Annotated in this window: 17 protein-coding genes; 6 read left to right on the top strand and 11 right to left on the bottom strand. The window is 65.1% G+C overall.

The features are described from left to right. Nucleotides 1-62 precede the first annotated feature (62 nt). Entirely contained in the window at nt 63-2,558 is a 2,496-nt protein-coding gene (locus JQ507_12715; GenBank protein QRI72269.1) for a penicillin-binding protein 1A, read from the bottom strand. Between the two features lie 554 nt (nt 2,559-3,112). On the opposite strand from JQ507_12715, the gene JQ507_12710 reads away from it, so the two are divergent. Beyond that, nucleotides 3,113-3,463 (top strand): hypothetical protein, encoded by a 351-nt coding sequence (locus JQ507_12710; protein QRI72268.1) that lies wholly within the window; start codon nt 3,113-3,115, stop codon nt 3,461-3,463. A 61-nt stretch (nt 3,464-3,524) separates the two neighbouring features. Here JQ507_12710 and ggt read toward each other — a convergent pair whose 3' ends face one another. From ggt to JQ507_12665, 9 genes are all read right to left on the bottom strand, one after another. Beyond that, nucleotides 3,525-5,261 carry a gamma-glutamyltransferase gene (gene ggt, locus JQ507_12705; GenBank protein ID QRI72267.1) on the bottom strand — a complete coding sequence of 579 codons (1,737 nt, stop codon included), beginning with the start codon at nt 5,259-5,261 and terminating at the stop codon, nt 3,525-3,527. Nucleotides 5,262-5,346: 85 nt separating this feature from the next. Next, nucleotides 5,347-6,846 carry an amino acid permease gene (locus JQ507_12700; protein ID QRI73316.1) on the bottom strand — a complete coding sequence of 500 codons (1,500 nt, stop codon included), beginning with the start codon at nt 6,844-6,846 and terminating at the stop codon, nt 5,347-5,349. A 148-nt stretch (nt 6,847-6,994) separates the two neighbouring features. After that, the gene (locus JQ507_12695) at nt 6,995-7,306 is read right to left on the bottom strand and encodes a BA14K family protein (GenBank protein QRI72266.1); all 312 of its coding nucleotides are present in this window, start codon (nt 7,304-7,306) and stop codon (nt 6,995-6,997) included. A gap of 133 nt (nt 7,307-7,439) precedes the next feature. Then, entirely contained in the window at nt 7,440-7,979 is a 540-nt protein-coding gene (locus JQ507_12690) for a cytochrome c (GenBank protein ID QRI72265.1), read from the bottom strand. Continuing rightward, nucleotides 7,966-9,243, bottom strand: coding sequence for a sulfite dehydrogenase (gene soxC, locus JQ507_12685; GenBank protein QRI72264.1), 1,278 nt, complete (start codon nt 9,241-9,243; stop codon nt 7,966-7,968). The genes JQ507_12690 and soxC overlap by 14 nt, the downstream gene beginning before the upstream one ends. A gap of 222 nt (nt 9,244-9,465) precedes the next feature. Next, nucleotides 9,466-9,936, bottom strand: a complete 471-nt coding sequence (locus JQ507_12680) for a DUF1801 domain-containing protein (protein QRI72263.1) — start codon at nt 9,934-9,936, stop codon at nt 9,466-9,468. A gap of 89 nt (nt 9,937-10,025) precedes the next feature. Further along, a complete protein-coding gene (locus JQ507_12675) occupies nt 10,026-10,994 on the bottom strand; it encodes a catechol 2,3-dioxygenase (protein ID QRI72262.1) in 969 nt (322 codons plus the stop codon). Nucleotides 10,995-11,146: 152 nt separating this feature from the next. Next, complete coding sequence (locus JQ507_12670; protein ID QRI72261.1) at nt 11,147-11,335, bottom strand: hypothetical protein; 189 nt, start codon at nt 11,333-11,335, stop codon at nt 11,147-11,149. 84 nt (nt 11,336-11,419) lie between these two features. Next, nucleotides 11,420-13,330 (bottom strand): EAL domain-containing protein, encoded by a 1,911-nt coding sequence (locus JQ507_12665; protein ID QRI72260.1) that lies wholly within the window; start codon nt 13,328-13,330, stop codon nt 11,420-11,422. A gap of 279 nt (nt 13,331-13,609) precedes the next feature. Here JQ507_12665 and JQ507_12660 point away from each other — a divergent pair, with 279 nt between their 5' ends. The 3 genes from JQ507_12660 to JQ507_12650 all read left to right on the top strand — a co-directional run bounded on the left by JQ507_12660 (nt 13,610) and on the right by JQ507_12650 (nt 16,652). Then, nucleotides 13,610-15,454 carry an ATP-binding protein gene (locus JQ507_12660; GenBank protein QRI72259.1) on the top strand — a complete coding sequence of 615 codons (1,845 nt, stop codon included), beginning with the start codon at nt 13,610-13,612 and terminating at the stop codon, nt 15,452-15,454. Nucleotides 15,455-15,552: 98 nt separating this feature from the next. Then, entirely contained in the window at nt 15,553-16,131 is a 579-nt protein-coding gene (locus JQ507_12655) for a peroxidase-related enzyme (protein ID QRI72258.1), read from the top strand. Between the two features lie 8 nt (nt 16,132-16,139). Then, nucleotides 16,140-16,652 carry an MgtC/SapB family protein gene (locus JQ507_12650; protein ID QRI72257.1) on the top strand — a complete coding sequence of 171 codons (513 nt, stop codon included), beginning with the start codon at nt 16,140-16,142 and terminating at the stop codon, nt 16,650-16,652. Here the strand turns inward: JQ507_12650 and JQ507_12645 are convergent. Next, a complete protein-coding gene (locus JQ507_12645; protein QRI72256.1) occupies nt 16,613-17,239 on the bottom strand; it encodes a chromosome partitioning protein ParB in 627 nt (208 codons plus the stop codon). The genes JQ507_12650 and JQ507_12645 overlap by 40 nt on opposite strands. 87 nt (nt 17,240-17,326) lie before the next feature. On the opposite strand from JQ507_12645, the gene JQ507_12640 reads away from it, so the two are divergent. Further along, entirely contained in the window at nt 17,327-18,208 is an 882-nt protein-coding gene (locus tag JQ507_12640; GenBank protein QRI72255.1) for a potassium transporter, read from the top strand. An 86-nt stretch (nt 18,209-18,294) separates the two neighbouring features. Beyond that, nucleotides 18,295-18,651, top strand: coding sequence for a hypothetical protein (locus tag JQ507_12635; protein ID QRI73315.1), 357 nt, complete (start codon nt 18,295-18,297; stop codon nt 18,649-18,651). Nucleotides 18,652-18,782 lie beyond the last annotated feature (131 nt).

Below are 18,782 nucleotides of genomic sequence, written 5' to 3'. Positions count from 1 at the left end.
TCTACCCGCTTGGTCCCACGCTTGGCAAGCATTGATGGCGAAGGATCGGCGTAAAATCACGGTCAGTACAGCCCGCCCGTCCCAGACCGCATCACGGCCCGATCCGCGTCCGCCGGGATGGGCTGCTGCGTCCCATCGATCACATCGGTGCCGGCGACCAGCGTCGGATCATAGAACGGCGGCGCCTGGCCCGGCTTGAAGGCTTCGAGCACCACGCCCCGGTTCTGACCAGGCGTGGCGCGCAGGCCGGTCTTGGCATCGACCGTGACCAGCCGGATGCCGACCGGCTGCTTGAACGGGGTGGCGGGCTTGTCGGCCAGCGCGAGCTTCAGGAAGTCGCGCGCGATCGGCGCCGCGGTGTGGCCGGCCTGCGCGTTGCGGCCGAGCGAGCGCGGCTTGTCGTAGCCGACATAGAGACCGACCACGAGGTCCGGCGAGAAGCCGACGAACCAGAGGTCCTTGGCCTCGTTCGACGTGCCGGTCTTGCCGGCGAGCGGCTTGCCGACCTCCTTCAGCGCGGTGCCGGTACCGGCCTGAATCACGCCCTCCATCAGCGAAGTGATCTGGTAGGCGGTCATCGCGTCGAGCACCCGCTCGCGGCGGTCGACCAGCTGCGGCTCGGGCTGGCTCTTCCAGCCTTCCGGCGCGTCGCAGCCGCGGCATTCGCGCTGATCGTGCCGGAAGATGGTGTGGCCGTAGCGGTCCTGGATGCGGTCGATCAGGGTCGGCTTCACGCGGACGCCGCCATTGGCGATCATCGAATAGGCCGTTGCCATCCGCATCACCGTGGTCTCGCCGGCGCCGAGCGCATAGGCGAGATAGTTCGGCAGCTCGTCATAGACGCCAAAGCGTTTTGCATATTCGCCGATGACAGGCATGCCGATTTCCTGCGCGAGGCGCACGGTCACGGTGTTGAGCGACAGGCGGAGCGCGTTGCGCAGCGTGACCTGGCCCTGATACTTGCCGGTGGAGAAGTTCTCCGGCCGCCAGATGTTGCCCTGTCCCTGATCGATCTCGATCGGCCCGTCGATCATCATGGTCGATCCGGTATAGCCGTTGTCGAGCGCCGTCGAATAGACGATCGGCTTGAAGGTCGAGCCGGGCTGCCGGTAGGCCTGGGTCGCGCGGTTGAACTGGCTCTGGTCGAACGAGAAGCCGCCGACCATCGCCAGCACACGGCCGGTGTGCGGGTCCATCGCCACCATCGCGCCCGACAGTTCGGGGATCTGGCGCAGCCGGTACTGGCCCTCGACGGCCTTGCCGTCCTTGCTGAACAGCGGATCGGCATAGATCACGTCGCCGGGCTGCAGCACCTGCGCCACCGAGGTCGGCGTCCTGCCCTTGTACGGGCCGGACAACAGCCTCGCCCACTTCACGCCTTCCAGCGTGACGATGCCGGTCTCGCGCTGCTTGCTGATGGCGCCGCCGAGCTCGCGGCCGGGCTGGAAGCCGATCCGCGCCGACTGGTCGTTGCTCTCCAGCACCACCGCCATCCGCCACGGCGAGATGTCCGAGAGCGACTTGATCTCGGCGAGCGGCACGCCCCAGTCGCTGGCGAGGTCGAGCTTCTGGATCGCGCCGCGATAGCCCTGCTGCTCGTCATAGTTCACGAGCCCGGCCACCATGGCCTTGCGCGCCATCACCTGGACCTTGGGGTCGAGCGTGGTGCGCACCGACAGGCCGCCCTCATAAAGCTTCTTCTCGCCATAGCGCTCGAAGATGTCGCGACGGACCTCTTCCGAGAAATATTCGCCGGCGAAGGTGTGCGCGCCATTGCTGCGGTTGGTGACGGCGAGCGGGTCCTTGCGCGCCTTGTCGGCATCGGCCGCGGTGATCCAGCCGTTCTCCTGCAGACGATCGATCACGTAGTTGCGCCGCTCGATGGCGCGCGCACGGTTGCGCACCGGATGCAGGCTGGCCGGCATCTTCGGCAGCGCCGCGAGATAGGCCGCCTCCGCAACCGTCAATTCGTTCACCGACTTGTCGAAATAGACCAGCGAGGCGGCCGCGATGCCGTAGGCGCCGAGGCCGAGGTAGATTTCGTTGAGATAGAGCTCGAGGATCTTGTCCTTGGAATAGGCCCGCTCGATTCGCATCGCCAGCAGGGCTTCCTTGATCTTGCGGGTGAACGACACCTCGTTGGTCAGCAGGAAGTTCTTGGCGACCTGCTGGGTGATCGTGGAGGCCCCCTGCGGGCGGCGGTTGGAACCGAAGTTCTGGACATAGGAGACGCCGGCGCGCGCCATGCCGGTGTAGTCGATGCCGCCGTGCTCGTAGAAGTTCTTGTCCTCGGCTGCGAGGAACGCGTTGATCACGAGTTTCGGCACCGCCTGGATCGGCAGATAGAGCCGGCGCTCCTTGGCGAACTCGCCCAACAGCGACCCATCCGCCGCGTGCACGCGGGTCATCACCGGCGGCTCGTAGTTCTGGAGCTGCGAATAGTCGGGCAGGTCCTTGGAGAAATGCCAGAACAGCCCTGCGACCGCGGCCAGACCGGCCAGGAACATGATGGTTCCCGCGGTGAACAGGAACCCGAAGAACCGCAACAGAAATTTCATCGACCAGATTTTCCGTGGCGAATACGTCGCTCGTTCTGAGTGCGCTGCGTGCCACTTAGGCTGCCCGGTATATCGGTCGCTCCAACGACCTGCAATTCAACACGGGAGAATTAAAGCGGGCCAGGCGTCAAACTTATGCCATAGAGGGCCGCTCGCACACGCGGCCAAATCAGCGGACCTTGCCGCCCTCGCGGTACTCCGGAGGCTGCATCGATCCCGGCACCGGGCGCTGCTCGATTCGAGCCTGTCTCGTCCGACCTGCGCGGCCCCCCCCGATCGCGGCGCTTGCGCCGAGCGCACGCTGCGAAAGAAAAGCGCCGGCCCAGCCCGTCGCCCGCACTACCCGGCTGCCGTTCCGGGCACCGGGTCATCAGAAACCGGTGGACAGTGCCGGCGAGCCCATCCGATTAACCACCCATTAACTATAACTACCGCAGGTTGTCGATCTACACGCGACTCGCGAGGGGCTGACTTGCATGGCACTGCGCGGATTCAAGCGGCCTTTTACGGCCGACCCGAATGTCCTTGGATTTCCGAAACCACCCACATCGGCGATGGGCACCGAGGCCTTGGACCTCGTCTATCAGGCCGCGGATCTGTTCCGCAGCATCGAGGACAGGGCCCGCGCCGGCGAAGCCCGCGCTGAGGCCGCCGAACAGGCGCAGCTCGAAATCATCGCCGCCACCGAGCGCAAGCTGAGGGACGCGTCCCGGGCACTCGAGGAGGCGCGACGGCGTATCGAGTCCCAGCAGGAGCAGCTCGATGCGGCCGAATATCGTGCCCAGGCCGCCGAGGCCGAGGCACGCGAAGCCAAGCAATCGCTGGCCCTGGTCGAGGATGCGATCCGCCGGCGCCTGCTCTTGACCAGCGGTCATGACGACGGCAGGCCAAGCGCCGTCGCCTGAGGCAAGTTCGATCGGGGCGGCAGCCCTGCCCGGCCACCGCCGCGCGATTGCCCAACGGCAATCAGTAGCCGCCGGCCAGTCCCGAATTGCGGCGCGGATCGTTCGCCCCATAGAAGCGGTTACTGCCGACCGGCTTGCCGTCCAGCGACGGCGCTCCGATGATGATCACCGCGAGATGGTTGGCCGGCTGCGGCGGCCCGAACTTGTGACCCATGCCTTCCAGGATTTTTCGCGTATCCGGAGACAGCGTGAAGTCCTCGAGATTGGTCGCCTCCGGAAGCCATTGCTGGTGGAAGCGCGGCATGTCCACGGCCTCCTGCGCGTTCATGCCGTAGTCAATGGCGTTGATCATTGTCAGCAGCACCGCCGTGATAATGCGGCTGCCGCCCGGAGTGCCCACCACCATGACCGGCTTGCCGTCCCTCATGACGATGGTCGGGCTCATCGAGGACAGCGGCCTCTTGCCCGGGACGATCGAATTGGCCTCACCCTGCACCAGACCGTACAAATTCGGCACACCGATCTTGGCAGTGAAGTCGTCCATCTCGTCGTTCAGCAGCACGCCGGTCTTGGCCGCGGTCACCTTGGCGCCGAACCAATCGTTGAGGGTGTAGGTGACCGACACCGCGTTGCCGTCCTTGTCGGCGATCGAATAGTGCGTGGTGTTGCTGCCTTCGTGCGGCGGCACGCCCGGCTTGATGTCCTTGGACACGCCGGCCTTGGCCGGGTCGATCACGGCGCGAACCTTCGCGGCGTAGGTCTTGTCGAGCAGGCGCTCGAGCGGATTCTTCACGAAGTCGGGGTCGCCGAGGTAGCTGTTGCGATCGACGTAAGCATGGCGCATCGCCTCGATCTGGTAATGCACCGCCTGCGCGGAATGGTAGCCAAGCTCCTTCAGCGGATAGCCCTCGAGGATGTTCAGCACCTCACAGATCACGACGCCACCCGAGCTTGGCGGCGGCGCCGAGACCACGTGGTAGCCGCGATAATCGCATTCGACCGGCGCGAGCTCGCGAACCTTGTAATTGTCGAGATCTTCCTGGGTGAGCAGGCCCTTGCCGGCCTGGTTCGAGGCGACGATCGCTGCCCCCACCCAACCCCTGTAGAAGCCGTCGGTACCGCGCTTGCTGATCTCGCGCAGCGTCTCGGCGAGCTCGTGCTGCGCCAGCCGCTCGCCCACCTGGAACGGCTTGCCGTTGTTGAGAAAGATCGCGGCCGACGCCGGATCGTCCTCAAAATCCTTGGTCGCGGTCTGGAACATGCTGACGTCACCCTGATCCAGCACGAAGCCGTCCTCGGCGAGTTGCAGGGCCGGCGCAATCACGTCCGCGCGCTTCATCGTGCCGTATTTCTCGCGCGCATATTCCATGCCGGCCACCGAGCCCGGCACGCCGACGGCGAGATGTCCCTTGGTCGACAGCCCGGCGATGACGTTGCCGTCCTTGTCGAGATACATGTTGGCGGTGGCCCCCTTCGGCGCCGTCTCCCGGAAATCGAGGAAGGTCTTGCGGCCGTCGGCCAGCTGGATGGTCATGAACCCGCCACCACCGAGATTGCCGGCGGCGGGATAGACCACGGCCAGCGCGTAACCGACGGCAACCGCCGCGTCGACCGCGTTGCCGCCGCGCTTCAACACTTCGATGCCAACCTCCGTCGCGAGATGCTGCGCCGAGACCACCATGCCGTTCTCGGCGGCGACCGGGGCAACCGATGCCGCGCGAGCGGGAGCAGCGGCGATGACGCCGATCGAAACCACCGCGGCGACGATCCTCCGCGCGCGCAACGTTGAATTTTGCATGGAAGCCTCCCGGGACCTACGCCGACTCTCGCGGCCTTATGATGCGACCTTGGCGCGCGAACCTAGCAGGCCGCTCGCGTGCACACTATAGGCCCGCGCTGGCCTCACCGCCCACCCGCAGCCGGCTGTGGCGTCTGCCATAGGCCGCATAGATCACCAGTCCGATCGCAAGCCACACCGCGAGCCGTATCCAGGTGTCGAGCGGCAGGCCGAACATCAGGAACAGCGAGGTTCCCGCGGCAGCCGGCGCCACCAGCCAGATCGCCGGCGCCTTGAACGGGCGCGGCAACTCCGGATCGCGGACGCGCAGCACCAGCGTTCCGATCGACACCACGGTGAATGCGAACAGCGTGCCGATCGAGACGAGCTCGCCGACCAGCCCGATCGGCAGCAGCCCGCCGAGAATGGCCGCGACGGTGCCGGCGAAGATGGTCGAGACATAGGGGGTCTGGAAGCGCGGATGGATCTTCGCAGCAAAGCCCGGCAACAACCCGTCATGCGCCATGGCGCGGAAGATCCGCGGCTGCGCCAGCAGCATGATGAGGATCACCGACGTCAGCCCGAACAGGATGCCGAGCTTGATGAAGGGACCGAGCCAGCCGATGCCGACAGCATCGATGCCGACCGCGATCGGATCCGGCACGCTGAGCCGGTCATACGGCACGATGCCGGTCAGCACGAATCCAACCGCAACATAGAGCGCAGCGCAGATCACGAGCGAGCCGAGGATGCCGATCGGCATGTCGCGCTCCGGCCGCTTCGCCTCCTGCGCCGCGGTCGAGATCGCATCGAAGCCGATATAGGCGAAGAAAACCACCGCCGCGCCGCGGACCACGCCAGACCAGCCGAATACGCCCGGACCGGCATTCGGCGGGATCAGCGCGCCGTCGGGATTGCTCGCCGTCACCCAGTTCGCCAGCGAGACCGAGGACGCCGCAGTGGCGAGAAACAATGCGATCACGACAAGCTTCACCACGACAACGAATCCGGTGAAGCGCGCGGACTCGCGAATGCCGACCACCAGCAGCGTGGTGACGAAAGCAATGATTGCCATCGCCGGGATGTTGATGACCGACCCGGTCGACGACCAGGTGCCGGTGTTGACGTCGTAGGCGAGCGGCGCCGAGGTGAATTGCTGCGGCAGGTTGATGCCGAAATCGCGCATGAAGCTGACGAAATAGCCGGACCACCCGACCGAGACCGCGATCGCACCGACGGCATATTCGAGGATCAGGTCCCAGCCGATGATCCAGGCGATCAATTCGCCGAGCGTGGCATATGCGTAAGTATAGGCGCTGCCGCAGATCGGTACGGTCGACGACATCTCGGCGTAGCACAATCCGGCGAACGCGCAGGCGACGGCGCCAAGCATGAAGGAGAGCGTAACCGCGGGACCGGCATTCGCAGCAGCCGCGTGCCCCGTCAGCACGAAGATGCCGGCACCGATGATGCCGCCGATGCCAAGCGAAACCAGTTGCAGCGCCGAAAGCGAACGCTTGAAAACCGGCGTCTCCGCGTCGCCGTCGGCGCGCGCCGCCTCCCGCAACAGCTCGGAGGTCGATTTTCGATCCCAGAAGCCGGCCAGGGTCTCTGTCACGTCAAATAGCCCTCCGCCGCCCGGGTCCGGCGGGACCCGACACGATCGGCGGAACTATAACGCGCTCACGGCACCGTCGTTCGCATGCGAGGCAGCAGCCGGCACGCTTATCCACTGCCAAGCGTGGTGCGGCGCCCTATTGGCAGCGATGGCGGCGACCATCGCGTCCGAGGAAAGTGCCGGACGCCGGATCGAATGAACGGTAGCGCGTGCAAGAGGAGGCAACGGGCGGCTCCGCGGGCATGGCGCCATAGGCGTTCGCCGGGTTGCCGCCGTGTTGCGCGGCCCGCTGGGCTTCACCCCATGGCGTCAGGGCGCCCCCGTTCAGCGCGCTGCGTCCGGGGTATTGTGACTCGAGCAGGGCCGGCTCGGAAATCTGGGCAATGACAGGCGAGAACGTCATTCCTGCGAGCAATATGGCGGCTGCAACCGACCTCAATCGGGACATGCGACCACTCCCATCGATCAATCAAAACATGTCGAAGGCCGGCCGAGCCGCCCCAAGCCGATATGGTGGCGGCGCCTTGCCGGGCACAGGGGCCACCGCCTCACGATGCTGCGAGCCGGCCGTGGCTCGCAGCTCAGCGCACGTCGGGCCGCGGGTCGGACACGAACCCATCGCGGTTCGGCATCTTGACGGCGGCGAGCGACTTGGCGTCGAGCACGGCATTGGCGGGGACGACGCCGTTGAGGCTGAGGATGTAGGCGGAGACCGCGTAGACGTCCTCATTGCTCAGCGACTGCGGCGCATTCTGCGGCATCGCACGGCGAATGTAGTCGAACAACGTCGAGGCATACGGCCAGTAGCTGCCGACGGTGCGGATCGGTTTTGGGCTGGCCAGCGTGCCCTGTCCACCGACCAGACGGTCGCCGACACTGCCCTGCCCGTTGTCGCCGTGGCAAGCCGCACATTGCTCGGCGAACACGGTGCGGCCGCGCTCGACACTTCCGCTGCCGGGCGGCAGGTTGGAGCCGTCGCGGCCGATATCGATGTTCCAGCCGGCGATCTCGGCAGGCGTTGCCGGACGTCCGATGCCAAAGCGCTCCTCGGCCTGCGCAGCAGCCGCGAGCATCGCAAGCGCGCCGACCAGCAGCGCGGGACTGAGCTTACGCCTGGCCATTGGTCACCTCGCCATTTGCGTCGATGCGCCAGGGCCAGATCGCGTTGTTGTGGTAGAATGAGTTGAGGCCCCGCACCGCCACCAATTCCGCCAGCGTCGGCTGCACGTAGCCGGTCTCGTCGATGGCGCGGCTCTGGATCACCGCTGGTGTGCCGTCCCAGTGCCAGGGCAAGCGGAAGCGCGTGAGCGCGCGCGTCAGGACCGGTTCCTGGAGCTCCGCCTGCTGCCAGCTCTTGCCCTCGTCGAGCGAAATCTCGACGCTCTTGACCTTGCCGTGACCGCTCCAGGCGATCCCGGTGATCTCATGAAAACCCTTCGTGGTCAGCTTCTGCCCGCCGGATGGCCGCGTGATGATCGACTTGGCTTCCATATAGAAGGTGAATTCACGCGACGTGCCGTCGGGCATCGGGTCGGTGTATTTCGAGGTCTCCTCGCGCGAATAGGCCGGCTCGGCCGTGACCTTGAGCCGGCGCAGCCACTTCACATTCATGTTGCCCTCGAAGCCGGGCAGCAAGAGGCGCAGCGGATAGCCCTGCTGGGGACGCAGCCGCTCGCCGTTCTGGCTGTAGACCAGCATGGCGTCGTCGAGGCACTTCTCGATCGGGATCGAGCGCGTCAGCGCGGCGACATCGGCGCCTTCGGCGACGATCCACTTGGCGCCGGCCTGCAGGCCGGCCTCATCCAGCACCGTCTTCAGCGGCACGCCGGTCCATTCCGCGCAGCTCAAGAGGCCGACGAGGTCGGACGCCGTCTTCCCGTAGGGCTTGGTGTAGACCGGGTTGCCGGAGCATTCGAGGAAATGGATGCGCGACTGCGACGGAAAGCGGCGGATGTCCTCCATCGTGAACACCAGCGGGCGCTCGACCATGCCGTGCAGCATCAGCCGGTGTTCGGCCGGATCGATGGTCGGCACGCCGCCGTGGTGACGCTCATAGAACAGGCCGTTCGGCGTAATGATGCCGTCGAGCTCCTGCAACGGCGTCCGGCCCGAGGCGGAGATATATTGTGGCAGCGTCTTCGAGATGTTCTTGACGACGCCTTTCTCGTGAACCGAGGGCGTGCCGTAAGGCTGGCTTCCCATCGCCTCGCCGGGCGCTTTCATCCATTCCGGCACGTTGGGCGGAAGATTCTTTCCCTGTTCGGCAAGCGCAGGAGAACCGGCAACTCCCGCCATTGCGGAGCCTCCGGCCAGTGCCGCACCCGCCTGAAGGAATCGCCTGCGAGACGCCTCTCGCACGCGCTTGTCCGTCGTGTGTTCGCTCATCGACGTTTTCCTCTGACGTTACGAGGGACAGCCTAACACCAAACGCGACGAGCGAGGCAATAGCCCGGCACGCAGAGCTGCATCGACGGCGCGCGACGACAGACAACCGCTTCGAGCGAGCGGATGCGGGGACGAGCAGCATTGGTGACCAGGGCGGGGACATCGATGGAGATCGACCGCGCGTGGCGACCGATGCTCAGCGGCCTCTGCCTGCGCAGCCGCTCACATCCGTTCGCCGGGCAATCGACTGGCTTGCTTCACCCAGGCGGTGAATTGGGCCTCGTCGAGCTCGTCGTTCTCGTGAATGTCGAGATAGCGCGTATGCTGCTGCTTCGACTCGCCCGGCGGCACGGGACGCAGCGACGAGCCGCGGAAAAAAGCCACCTTGATGTAGCGCGTGAAGACATGGATGCCGAGAAACCAGCCTTCGCCTGCGATGCCGTAAAGCGGCGAATTCCACTTCACCGCCTTGTGCACGCCGGGGATCGTGCGCACGATGAGCGCGTCAAGCCTGCGCCCGACCTCGCTCTTCCACCCCGGCATCGCCGCGATATAGGCCTGCACGGGCGCGTCACCAACGCCCTTCGCGATCTGCGGATTGCCGCCTGCGAGCAGGCGCGGCTTTGCAGCCCCACGCGTCGCTGGCACCTTCTTTGCTTTCTTCGCCGATTTCCTGGGCGTCTTGCCAACCATGGTGCCTGCTCCCACCGGCTCACGCATCGCGTGCGACGCAGCGCGCGCCCTCTCGACCCGGATCATATGACCGCGCGTCCAAATTGTCGTCAGTGACCGTGCGTGTCGATCACCGGCGGCGTGCCGTGGGTGTGGAACGACTCGATCGTCTTCAACCCCCACGCCTGACCCTTCTTGCGCTCCTCCTCGGTCCACACGATCGGCTTCCAGTCCGGCGCGAGGATCAGGCGGGCTCCGGCATTGGCGACCTCGACACGGTTGCCGCCGGGCTCATAGACATAGAGGAAGAAGGTCTGCTGGATCGCGTGCTTGTGCGGCCCGGTCTCGATATGCACCCCGTGCTCGAGGAAAATATCCGCGGCGCGCAGGATCTCCTCGCGGCTGTCCAGGGCATACGTAACATGATGGAAGCGGCCGCGCTTGCCGTAGTGGTCGCGCGTATAGGCGAAGTCGTAGCTCTTGTTCGACATCGTCATCCACATCGCCGCTTCGGTGCCGTCGTTGAGCACGATCTGCTCGGTGGTGCGGCATCCGAGGTAGGTCTCGAAGAACAGGCGATTGGCCTTGATGTCGACCGCGAGGCAGTTGAGATGGTCGAGCCGGCGGACGTTGACACCGCGCGCCGGAAAACGCTGCGCCTGGTTCTTCAACGCAGGCTTTAGCCCGGCCGGTGCCTCGTACCATTCCGTCTCGTAATAGAGCTCGATGACGTGGCCATCGGGATCGCGGCAGCGGAAGGCCGGTCCCTGCCCCATGTCGCCGTCGATCCAGCCGATGTCGAAGCCCGAGCCTTTCAGCGCGGCGACGCGGCGCTCGAGCGCCTGCGGACTGCGGGTCCGGAACGCCATGTGTTCCATGCCAGAGGTTTTCGATGCAGTCAGCTTCAGCGAATAGCGCTCATAATCGTCCCAGCCGCGCAGATAGACCGAGTCGCCTTTTCGGCCGCTGACCGTCATGCCCATGACATCGACGAAGAACGTCAAGCTCTCGTCCGGTTTCGGCGTCAGCAGCTCCATGTGCCCGAGATGAGCAAGATCGAAGATCGGTTCCGGCTGCATGGGACGGTCTCCTCACACGAGGCCACCGACGTCGCTCCGCTCGGGTTCGCGCCGGCGCATCGATTTGTACTAGTGTACAAAGGATTAGGTCCCGTCAACAAATTAAGTTGGCGCCGACAATCGCGGCCCGCGTTGCGCGCCGGCATCCGTATCTAGCCCTTGGCCGCCATCACCGGCGTCGCGCCGCCGCGCGGCCGGGACATGGTCGCCGACACGGTCAGCGCGACGGCGAGCGCGCACACCATGCAGAGCTTCATCCGCGCCGTGCGGCGATCGGTCATCGGCAGGACGAAGAAGAACGCGATTGCCAGAACGAGAAGCGCATTCACGAGATAGTACATGGCCGAGCCCTCTTGTTGCGGTTCGACAAGATGGCGGGCACCCGCGCGGCATTCCGTGGCCGCAATCACATAGTGAAGCTGCGGTCAGGCCACCGAGACGGCCTTCTCGCGATGCGCGGACAGCAGCCTGCGGATTTCGACATCCGGCACCGGCCGGCTGAACAGGTAGCCCTGCATCTCGGTGCAGCCGAGAATGCGAAGCATGTTGCGTTGCTGCTCGGTCTCGACACCTTCCGCGGTCGTCGTCATGTCGCTCGCGGCGGCAATGTTCACGACGGCCTGGACGATCGTGGACGACGCGCCGGTTCCGGCAAGATCCTTGATGAAGGCGCGGTCGATCTTGATCTTGTCGAACGGAAAGCGCTGCAGATAGCTCAGCGACGAATAGCCGGTGCCGAAATCGTCGAGCGCGATGCGCACGCCGAGCTCGCGCAGCTGATGCAGGATATCGAGTGCGGCATCGTCGTCGCGGATCAGCACGGCCTCGGTGATCTCGAGCTCGAGCCGCGCGGGCGCGAGTCCCGACGCCGCCAGCGCGGCGGCGACGTTGAGCGCCAGCGTCTGGCTCTTGAACTGGATCGGCGACACGTTGACCGCAACATGGATATGATCCGGCCAGTTCACGGCTTCCCGGCACGCGGTGTTGAGCACCCAGTGCCCGAGATCGTTGATCAGGCCGGTATCCTCGGCGACCGGGACGAAGTCCGCGGGCGAGATGGTCCCGCGCTCGGGATGGCGCCAGCGCAGCAGCGCCTCGCAGCAGCTGACCCTGCCGTCCTCGAGGTGAAGCAGCGGCTGATAGTGCAGCTCGAAGCTGCCGTCGACGATGGCCTGGCGCAGCTCCAGCTCCAGACTGCGCCGCGCCTTGGCGCGCGCGTCCATGCCGGCCTCGAAGAACCGGTAGGTGCGGCGGCCGTCGCTCTTCGCGCCATAGAGCGCGAGGTCGGCGTTGCGCAGCAATTGATCGAGGTCGAGCCCATCGGTAGGCGCAACCGCGATGCCGATGCTGGCGTCGGTCGTGATCAGGTGCCCGCTGCAATCGATCGGCTGGCGAATGCTCTGGTAGATCGCGGCCAGCAGCTGCATGGTCTGGGTCTGATCACGGACCGCGGTCTGGATCACGGCAAACTCGTCGCCGCCGAGCCGCGCTGCGACATCGGTTTCCCCGAGGCAGGAGCGCAGACGATCGGCGATGGCCCTGAGCAGTTCGTCGCCGATCTGATGGCCGAGCGCGTCGTTGACGGCCTTGAACTCGTCGATATCGATATACATGACCGCGAGCTGGTCATCCGGCCTGATCGCTCTCAGCGCCTGCTCGAGGCGCTGGCGAAACAGCACACGATTGGGCAGATCGGTGAGCGCATCATAGTGCGCCATGTAGGCGATCTTGTTCTCGGTGCGCGTCCGTTCGGTGACATCCTCGATGGTCGCCACCCACCCGCCCCCCGGCAGCGGCTTGTTGACGATCTCGATCGCGCGCCCGCCCGGCGCCTCGGTCAGCTGACGGGTCGCCTTGCCGAGCTTCACAGTGCGGATGATGGCGTTGCAGAACTCGTCGACGTCGCCGTCGAACGAGCCGGTCTCCTGCCGGTGCGCGATCAGCCGCTGCATGGTGCAGCCCGGCTTCGCCACATCGGGCGAAAGCCCGAACATATCGATGTAGGGCCGGTTGCAGATGATAATGCGCGCCGATGCATCGTAGAGCACGAGCCCCTGCGGAATGTTGTTCACGGCGGTCATGAGATTGCGACGCTCGGTGGCGAGCCGCTCGTCCGAGATCTGATGTCGCTTCAGCAGCAGGAAGACGATCACGGCCATGATCGCAAACGCCGCCATCAGCAGGCCCTCGCGTTCGCTCCACTGCGCGGTCGCGCTTCCGAGCAGGCTGCCGACGAGCAGGCCGGCACAGAACGCCAGCCCCTTGGTCGAGCCGACATCGGCATTCCCTGAATTGCGGTGTTCGATGCGCACGCTGATCTCTCCCGGGCGCGGCATCGTTACGCAGCACAAATGGAAAGGTCGTTACAAGTCGCAGTTAGCAATCGGTTACACGATACCTGGAGCCACGACGCAGCACTTCGCGCCGAACCTCCGTAAACCTACGGAGCCGCCGATGCACTCCTCCGACATGGTGAATGCCGCATTAACGGATGAATCGTGAAACAAGCGCGGCTGTGCCGGAAAGCGACGATTTCGCCGCCGGTGCGCCCGACCGCGCACAATCTCACGGCACGATAGAAACAAATCGTCACCGGGAAGGTGTAGATTTAGCCGATGCCGAACCCCAGCGATTTAACGGTTTTTCCAATCCCGGGCGGGCATATTGGTCCGGACATTTGGATTTCGAGAACGAGCCAGGCTGCAACTGTGACACCTTTCGGACGTGTGATCTCTGTGCGCGGCTCGCAGGCTCGGGTGGGGCTGCTGGCGGGCGGCCAGATGCAACTTTCAGAAATGCGCGCGACCGTCGGCCGGTTCGTCAGCATCCGCTGTGCGAGCTCGGTCATCGTCGCCATGATCACCGAGGTGACCTGCGAGAACCTGCCGGCGTCCGACGAATACATGGCGACCGCCTCGGTCGATTTGCTCGGCGAAATCCTCGGCGGCGACCGTCCGAAATTCCAGCGCGGCGTCACCCACTATCCGACCATCGGCGACAGCACCGACCTGATCACCAACCAGGAGCTGCGTACGGTTTATGCGCCGAGCGGCTCGGACCAGATAAATGTCGGCACGTTGCAGCAGGATCGTTCGGTCATCGCCTATGTCGACGTCGAGGAAATGCTCTCCAAGCACTTCGCGGTGCTCGGCTCGACCGGCGTCGGCAAATCGACCGGCGTGTCGCTGCTGCTCAACGAAATCCTGAAGTCGCGGCCGAATTTGCGCATCTTCCTGCTCGACGTCCACAACGAATACGGCCGCTGCTTCGGCGAGCGCGCGCAGGTGCTCAATCCGCGTAACCTGAAGCTGCCGTTCTGGCTGTTCAACTTCGAGGAGATCGTCGACGTGCTGTTCGGCGGCCGGCCCGGCGTGCCCGAAGAGCTCGACATCCTCGCCGAAGTGATCCCGATGGCGAAGGGGATCTACACCCAGTACCAGAACTCCGACCGGGTTGGTCTCGGGCTGAAGCGCGTCGACCCGAAGCAGGTCGGCTACACCGTCGATACGCCGGTGCCCTATCGCCTCGTCGACCTGATCTCGCTGATCGACGAGCGCATGGGCAAGCTCGAGAACCGCTCCTCGCGCATCATCTATCACAAACTGATCTCGCGCATCGACGCGGTGCGCAACGATCCGCGCTACGCCTTCATGTTCGACAATGCCAATGTCGGCGGCGATACCATGGCCGAGGTGATCAGCCATCTGTTCCGCCTGCCCGCCAACGGCAAGCCGATGACCATCATGCAGCTCGCCGGCTTCCCGGCCGAGGTCGTCGATTCCGTGGTGTCGGTGTTGTGCCGCATGGCATTCGACTTCGGGCTGTGGAGCGATGGCGTCTCGCCGATGCTGTTCGTCTGCGAGGAAGCGCACCGCTATGCCTCCGCGGACCGCAATATCGGCTTCGGGCCGACCCGCAAGGCGGTGTCGCGCATCGCCAAGGAAGGCCGTAAATACGGCGTCTATCTCGGCCTGATCACCCAGCGTCCGGCCGAACTCGACGCCACCATCATCTCCCAATGCAACACGCTGTTCACGATGCGGCTTGCCAACGACCGCGACCAGGCGCTGCTGCGCTCGGCGGTGTCGGACGCCGCCGCCAATCTGCTGTCGTTCGTGCCCTCGCTCGGCACCCGCGAAGTGCTGGCGTTCGGCGAAGGCGTCGCGCTGCCGACCCGGCTGCGCTTCAAGGAGGTGCCGCCGCACCAGCTGCCGCGCGGCGAGGCCACCATCGCGACGGTGCCGTCGGTCGCCGCCGGCCATGACATGCATTTCGTGAGCGCCGTGCTGGAGCGCTGGCGAGGCGCCACCTCGCATCGCGACAGCCCGAGCGGCGATGCCAACTTCAATGCTCCGCCGCAGGCGCCGCGCACCATGGCGCCCGCCGAGGCGCCGATGCTGCAGCCGTCGCTGGGCCTCGATCCGGATCGCTTCTCGCTGCTAAAGAAGCCGCTGCGCTAGCATCATTCCGTCAGGGCGCCGATGCGTCTTGCGCCTAACCCGTCATCCTCTATGGTTTCCCGTGACGCCGCATCCATGCGGCATGCCGGAACCACCTCATGACGCAGCCGACCGCAAATCGCTTTCCGACGCCCGCTCTCGACAAGCTCCCCGAAGATATCCGCGCCCGCATCCTGGCGGTGCAGGAAAAATCCGGCTTCGTGCCGAACGTATTCCTCACTCTGGCCTACAGGCCCGACGAGTTTCGCGCCTTCTTTGCCTATCACGATGCGCTGATGGAAAAGGACTCCGGCCTCTCCAAGGCCGAGCGCGAGATGATCGTGGTCGCAACCAGCGCCGCCAACCAGTGCCAATATTGCGTGATCGCCCACGGCGCGATCCTGCGCATCCGCGCCAAGAGCCCGGAGATCGCCGACCAGATCGCGATCAACTACCGCAAGGCCGACATCACGCCGCGGCAGCGCGGCATGCTCGATTTCGCCATGAAGGTGAGCCGCGCCGCCGAGGAGGTCTCGGAGGCGGACTTCGCCGCGCTCGCCGCCCATGGCTTCAGCGACGACGACGTGTGGGACATCGCCGCGGTCGCAGCGTTCTTCGCGCTCTCCAACCGGCTTGCCAACGTCACCGGCATGCGGCCGAACCCCGAGTTCTACATGCTCGGCCGGCAACCGAAGTAGAGGGCGCCTTGGCAGACTGGAGCGAGATCATCCTGCGCCTCGGCGCGGCCACCCTTGCCGGCTGCGCGATCGGGCTCGACCGCGACCTGCGCGGCAAGCCGATCGGCCTGAAGACGCTCGGCCTCGTCAGCCTCTCGACCGCCACGGTGGTGCTGCTGGCCCTGCACGCCGTCCAGCCCGGACAATTTACCGATGCGGTCAGCCGCGTGATCCAGGGCGTGCTGACCGGCGTCGGCTTCCTCGGCGCCGGCGTGATCGTGCGTCAGGGCGACCGCTCTCAGGTCCACGGCCTGACCAGTGCCGCGTGCGCGTTCTTCGCCGCATGCGTCGGGATCGTCTGCGGCGCCGGGCACTGGCCGATCGCCCTCACCGCGCTTGCGCTGGCATTCCTGTTGCTGACATTCGGCAGGCGGACCGAGCGGTGGCTGCACCACGCGCTCGGCGGCAAGGACTATCCGCACAATTCGGAGGCCGTGCCGCCTCAGTCGTCGGAGGCCGGCCCGCACCAGCCCGGCAAATAGACCGCGTCCTTGCCGCGGCCGAGCGCCAGACCTTTCTCCAGCGCCTTGGCGAAATTGTTCTCCACCGTCTTGCGCGGGATATGGCGGCGCAGGAAATCGGCCCACAGGAATTCGCTGAACGGCGTCGTGTCCTTGGCGAAACCGCCGGCCCGGCGCATCTCGCCGGCGAGGCTGCGGAACGGATCGTCCTTGAGGTCCTTGATCGATTTCGGAATGTCGCGGAAGTGGCAGCGCTCGCCCTTCGAATTGTATGGATAGACCCAGCGCTTGTTGTCCATCACGCCCCAGAACACGTCGCGCTCGACCATCGTCAGGTCACCGATCACGGTGACCAGGATGTCCTTGACGCCCTCCTCGTGCAGCGCCCGCGCCATGTGATGGTGATCGACCACGTAGTAGCGATCGTCGGGCCCATGGACGACCGGGATCATGTGCTTGCCCAGCAGTTCGGCGCGTTTCTTGTCCGAGCTGTGCTCGCGCCAGCGCTTCCGCTTCTCCTTCACCTCCTGCATGCCGACCGTCATCTGGGTCGGTCGCAGCGACAGGATCGGGACCGGTTTGACGTAAGGCTCGCGCGTATGGGCCATGAATTGTACTCCAGTTTGACCGGCACTCCGGAATGGGTTCCATTATGACATGATGTCACAGGCAGGCGAAAGAGCCGGTTCGGCGGGATGGCTTTGAGAGCAAGCGAACGCGCGAAGGCACGCACGGTCCGACTCGGCAACCGCGAGGTCGTGACCGAGGGGCTGGAGCTCAGTTTCTGGGCGGACATCAGCCATCGCTGCATGACGGCATCCTGGCCCGCCTTTATTGGCGGTGCAGCATTGGTGTTCATCACCTTCAACGCCGTGTTCGCGCTGTTCTACTGGCTCGGCGATCATCCGATCGCCAACGTGCCTGACGGCCAATATATCGACTACCTCTATTTCAGCATCGAAACACTCTCGACCGCCGGCTACGGCGACATGCACCCGCAGACCCATTACGGGCACTTCATCGCCGCCATCGAGCTGTTCACCGGCATCTTTTCGATGTCGCTGATGACCGGGCTGATCTTCGCCCGCTTCTCGCGGCCGAGTGCGCGCCTGCTGTTCGCCGACAACCCGGTGATCTCGGATCATGAGGGCGAGCGGACGCTGATGATCCGTTTGGCCAACGAGCGGCACAACATCATCGCCAACGCCACCGCGCGGCTATGGTTGTTCAAGAACGACCTCAGCAAGGAAGGCATGGCCTATCGCCGGTTCTTCGAGCTGCCGCTCGCGCGCAGCGAGAGCCCGGCCCTGGCACTGAGCTGGACCCTGTTTCATGTGATCGACAAGGACAGTCCGCTGTACGGCCTCAACGCGGAAGACCTGGAAGCCATCAACGCGGGGCTGGGTCTCATCGTATCGGGCTATGACGACGTTGCAGCGCAAACCGTGCACGCGCGAAAATCCTACGAGCATTCCGACATCCGCTTCGGGCATCGCTATGCCGAGATCCTGCGCGCCACCGACGACGGCCGTCTCAAGATCGACTACAGCCGGTTCCACGAGACCATCGAAGCATGAATACCACCTCTGCGGGTATCAAGATTTTAGGTGTGAAACGCGCCGAACATGCTACACATGAGGGCGACGCGACCGGACTGACAGCAGTGAAGACGCAGCGGCCAATTTCCTCGGATGACGAGCACGTGGTGCTCAAATTCCGGCCGCGCACCTCGGCGCAGCCGCCCGGCAAGCGCGCGGACCCGATCCGATCGACCCGCCCGGCTTCCGTCGCTCCTGTTTCCGTCGCCAACGACCTCTCCCGCTACGAGAAGCCGCGCGAGGAGCCGGATGATTTCCGCCAGCGCATGCTCGCCAACATCGCCGCCTTTGCCTTCACCGTGGCGCTCACCGCGATCGGCATCTGGCTTGCCATGAGCATCGCCGATTTGCGCAAGACCCAGGATTGCGTGCTGATGGGCCGCCGGGATTGCGCCAAGATTACGGTGATGCCGCGCAGCTAGGCGGGCCGGAACCGTGCCCAAAAACCGTCCTCGCGCGGCCGGCCAAGCTCCATTGAACTAACGGCCCTGCTCCGATATACGGGCACACGACTCCTGGCAGCAGCAATAGGGCATTCCGGGGCAACGCGCCC

Origin of the sequence: Bradyrhizobium sp. PSBB068, from assembly GCA_016839165.1 — a bacterium.
Classification (GTDB): domain Bacteria; phylum Pseudomonadota; class Alphaproteobacteria; order Rhizobiales; family Xanthobacteraceae; genus Bradyrhizobium.
Note: the sequence above shows the minus strand (reverse complement) of the source record. Positions and strands in the feature narration are given on the sequence as shown.

Excerpts from the sequence above, each read along its gene's own strand:
- JQ507_12715 (QRI72269.1), bottom strand. The coding sequence starts at position 2,558 with ATGAAATTTCTGTTGCGGTTCTTCGGGTTCCTGTTCACCGCGGGAACC.
- JQ507_12710 (QRI72268.1), top strand. The coding sequence starts at position 3,113 with ATGGGCACCGAGGCCTTGGACCTCGTCTATCAGGCCGCGGATCTGTTC.
- ggt (QRI72267.1), bottom strand. The coding sequence starts at position 5,261 with ATGCAAAATTCAACGTTGCGCGCGCGGAGGATCGTCGCCGCGGTGGTT.
- JQ507_12695 (QRI72266.1), bottom strand. The coding sequence starts at position 7,306 with ATGTCCCGATTGAGGTCGGTTGCAGCCGCCATATTGCTCGCAGGAATG.
- JQ507_12690 (QRI72265.1), bottom strand. The coding sequence starts at position 7,979 with ATGGCCAGGCGTAAGCTCAGTCCCGCGCTGCTGGTCGGCGCGCTTGCG.
- soxC (QRI72264.1), bottom strand. The coding sequence starts at position 9,243 with ATGAGCGAACACACGACGGACAAGCGCGTGCGAGAGGCGTCTCGCAGG.
- JQ507_12680 (QRI72263.1), bottom strand. The coding sequence starts at position 9,936 with ATGGTTGGCAAGACGCCCAGGAAATCGGCGAAGAAAGCAAAGAAGGTG.
- JQ507_12675 (QRI72262.1), bottom strand. The coding sequence starts at position 10,994 with ATGCAGCCGGAACCGATCTTCGATCTTGCTCATCTCGGGCACATGGAG.
- JQ507_12670 (QRI72261.1), bottom strand. The coding sequence starts at position 11,335 with ATGTACTATCTCGTGAATGCGCTTCTCGTTCTGGCAATCGCGTTCTTC.
- JQ507_12665 (QRI72260.1), bottom strand. The coding sequence starts at position 13,330 with ATGCCGCGCCCGGGAGAGATCAGCGTGCGCATCGAACACCGCAATTCA.
- JQ507_12660 (QRI72259.1), top strand. The coding sequence starts at position 13,610 with ATGCCGAACCCCAGCGATTTAACGGTTTTTCCAATCCCGGGCGGGCAT.
- JQ507_12655 (QRI72258.1), top strand. The coding sequence starts at position 15,553 with ATGACGCAGCCGACCGCAAATCGCTTTCCGACGCCCGCTCTCGACAAG.
- JQ507_12645 (QRI72256.1), bottom strand. The coding sequence starts at position 17,239 with ATGGCCCATACGCGCGAGCCTTACGTCAAACCGGTCCCGATCCTGTCG.
- JQ507_12640 (QRI72255.1), top strand. The coding sequence starts at position 17,327 with ATGGCTTTGAGAGCAAGCGAACGCGCGAAGGCACGCACGGTCCGACTC.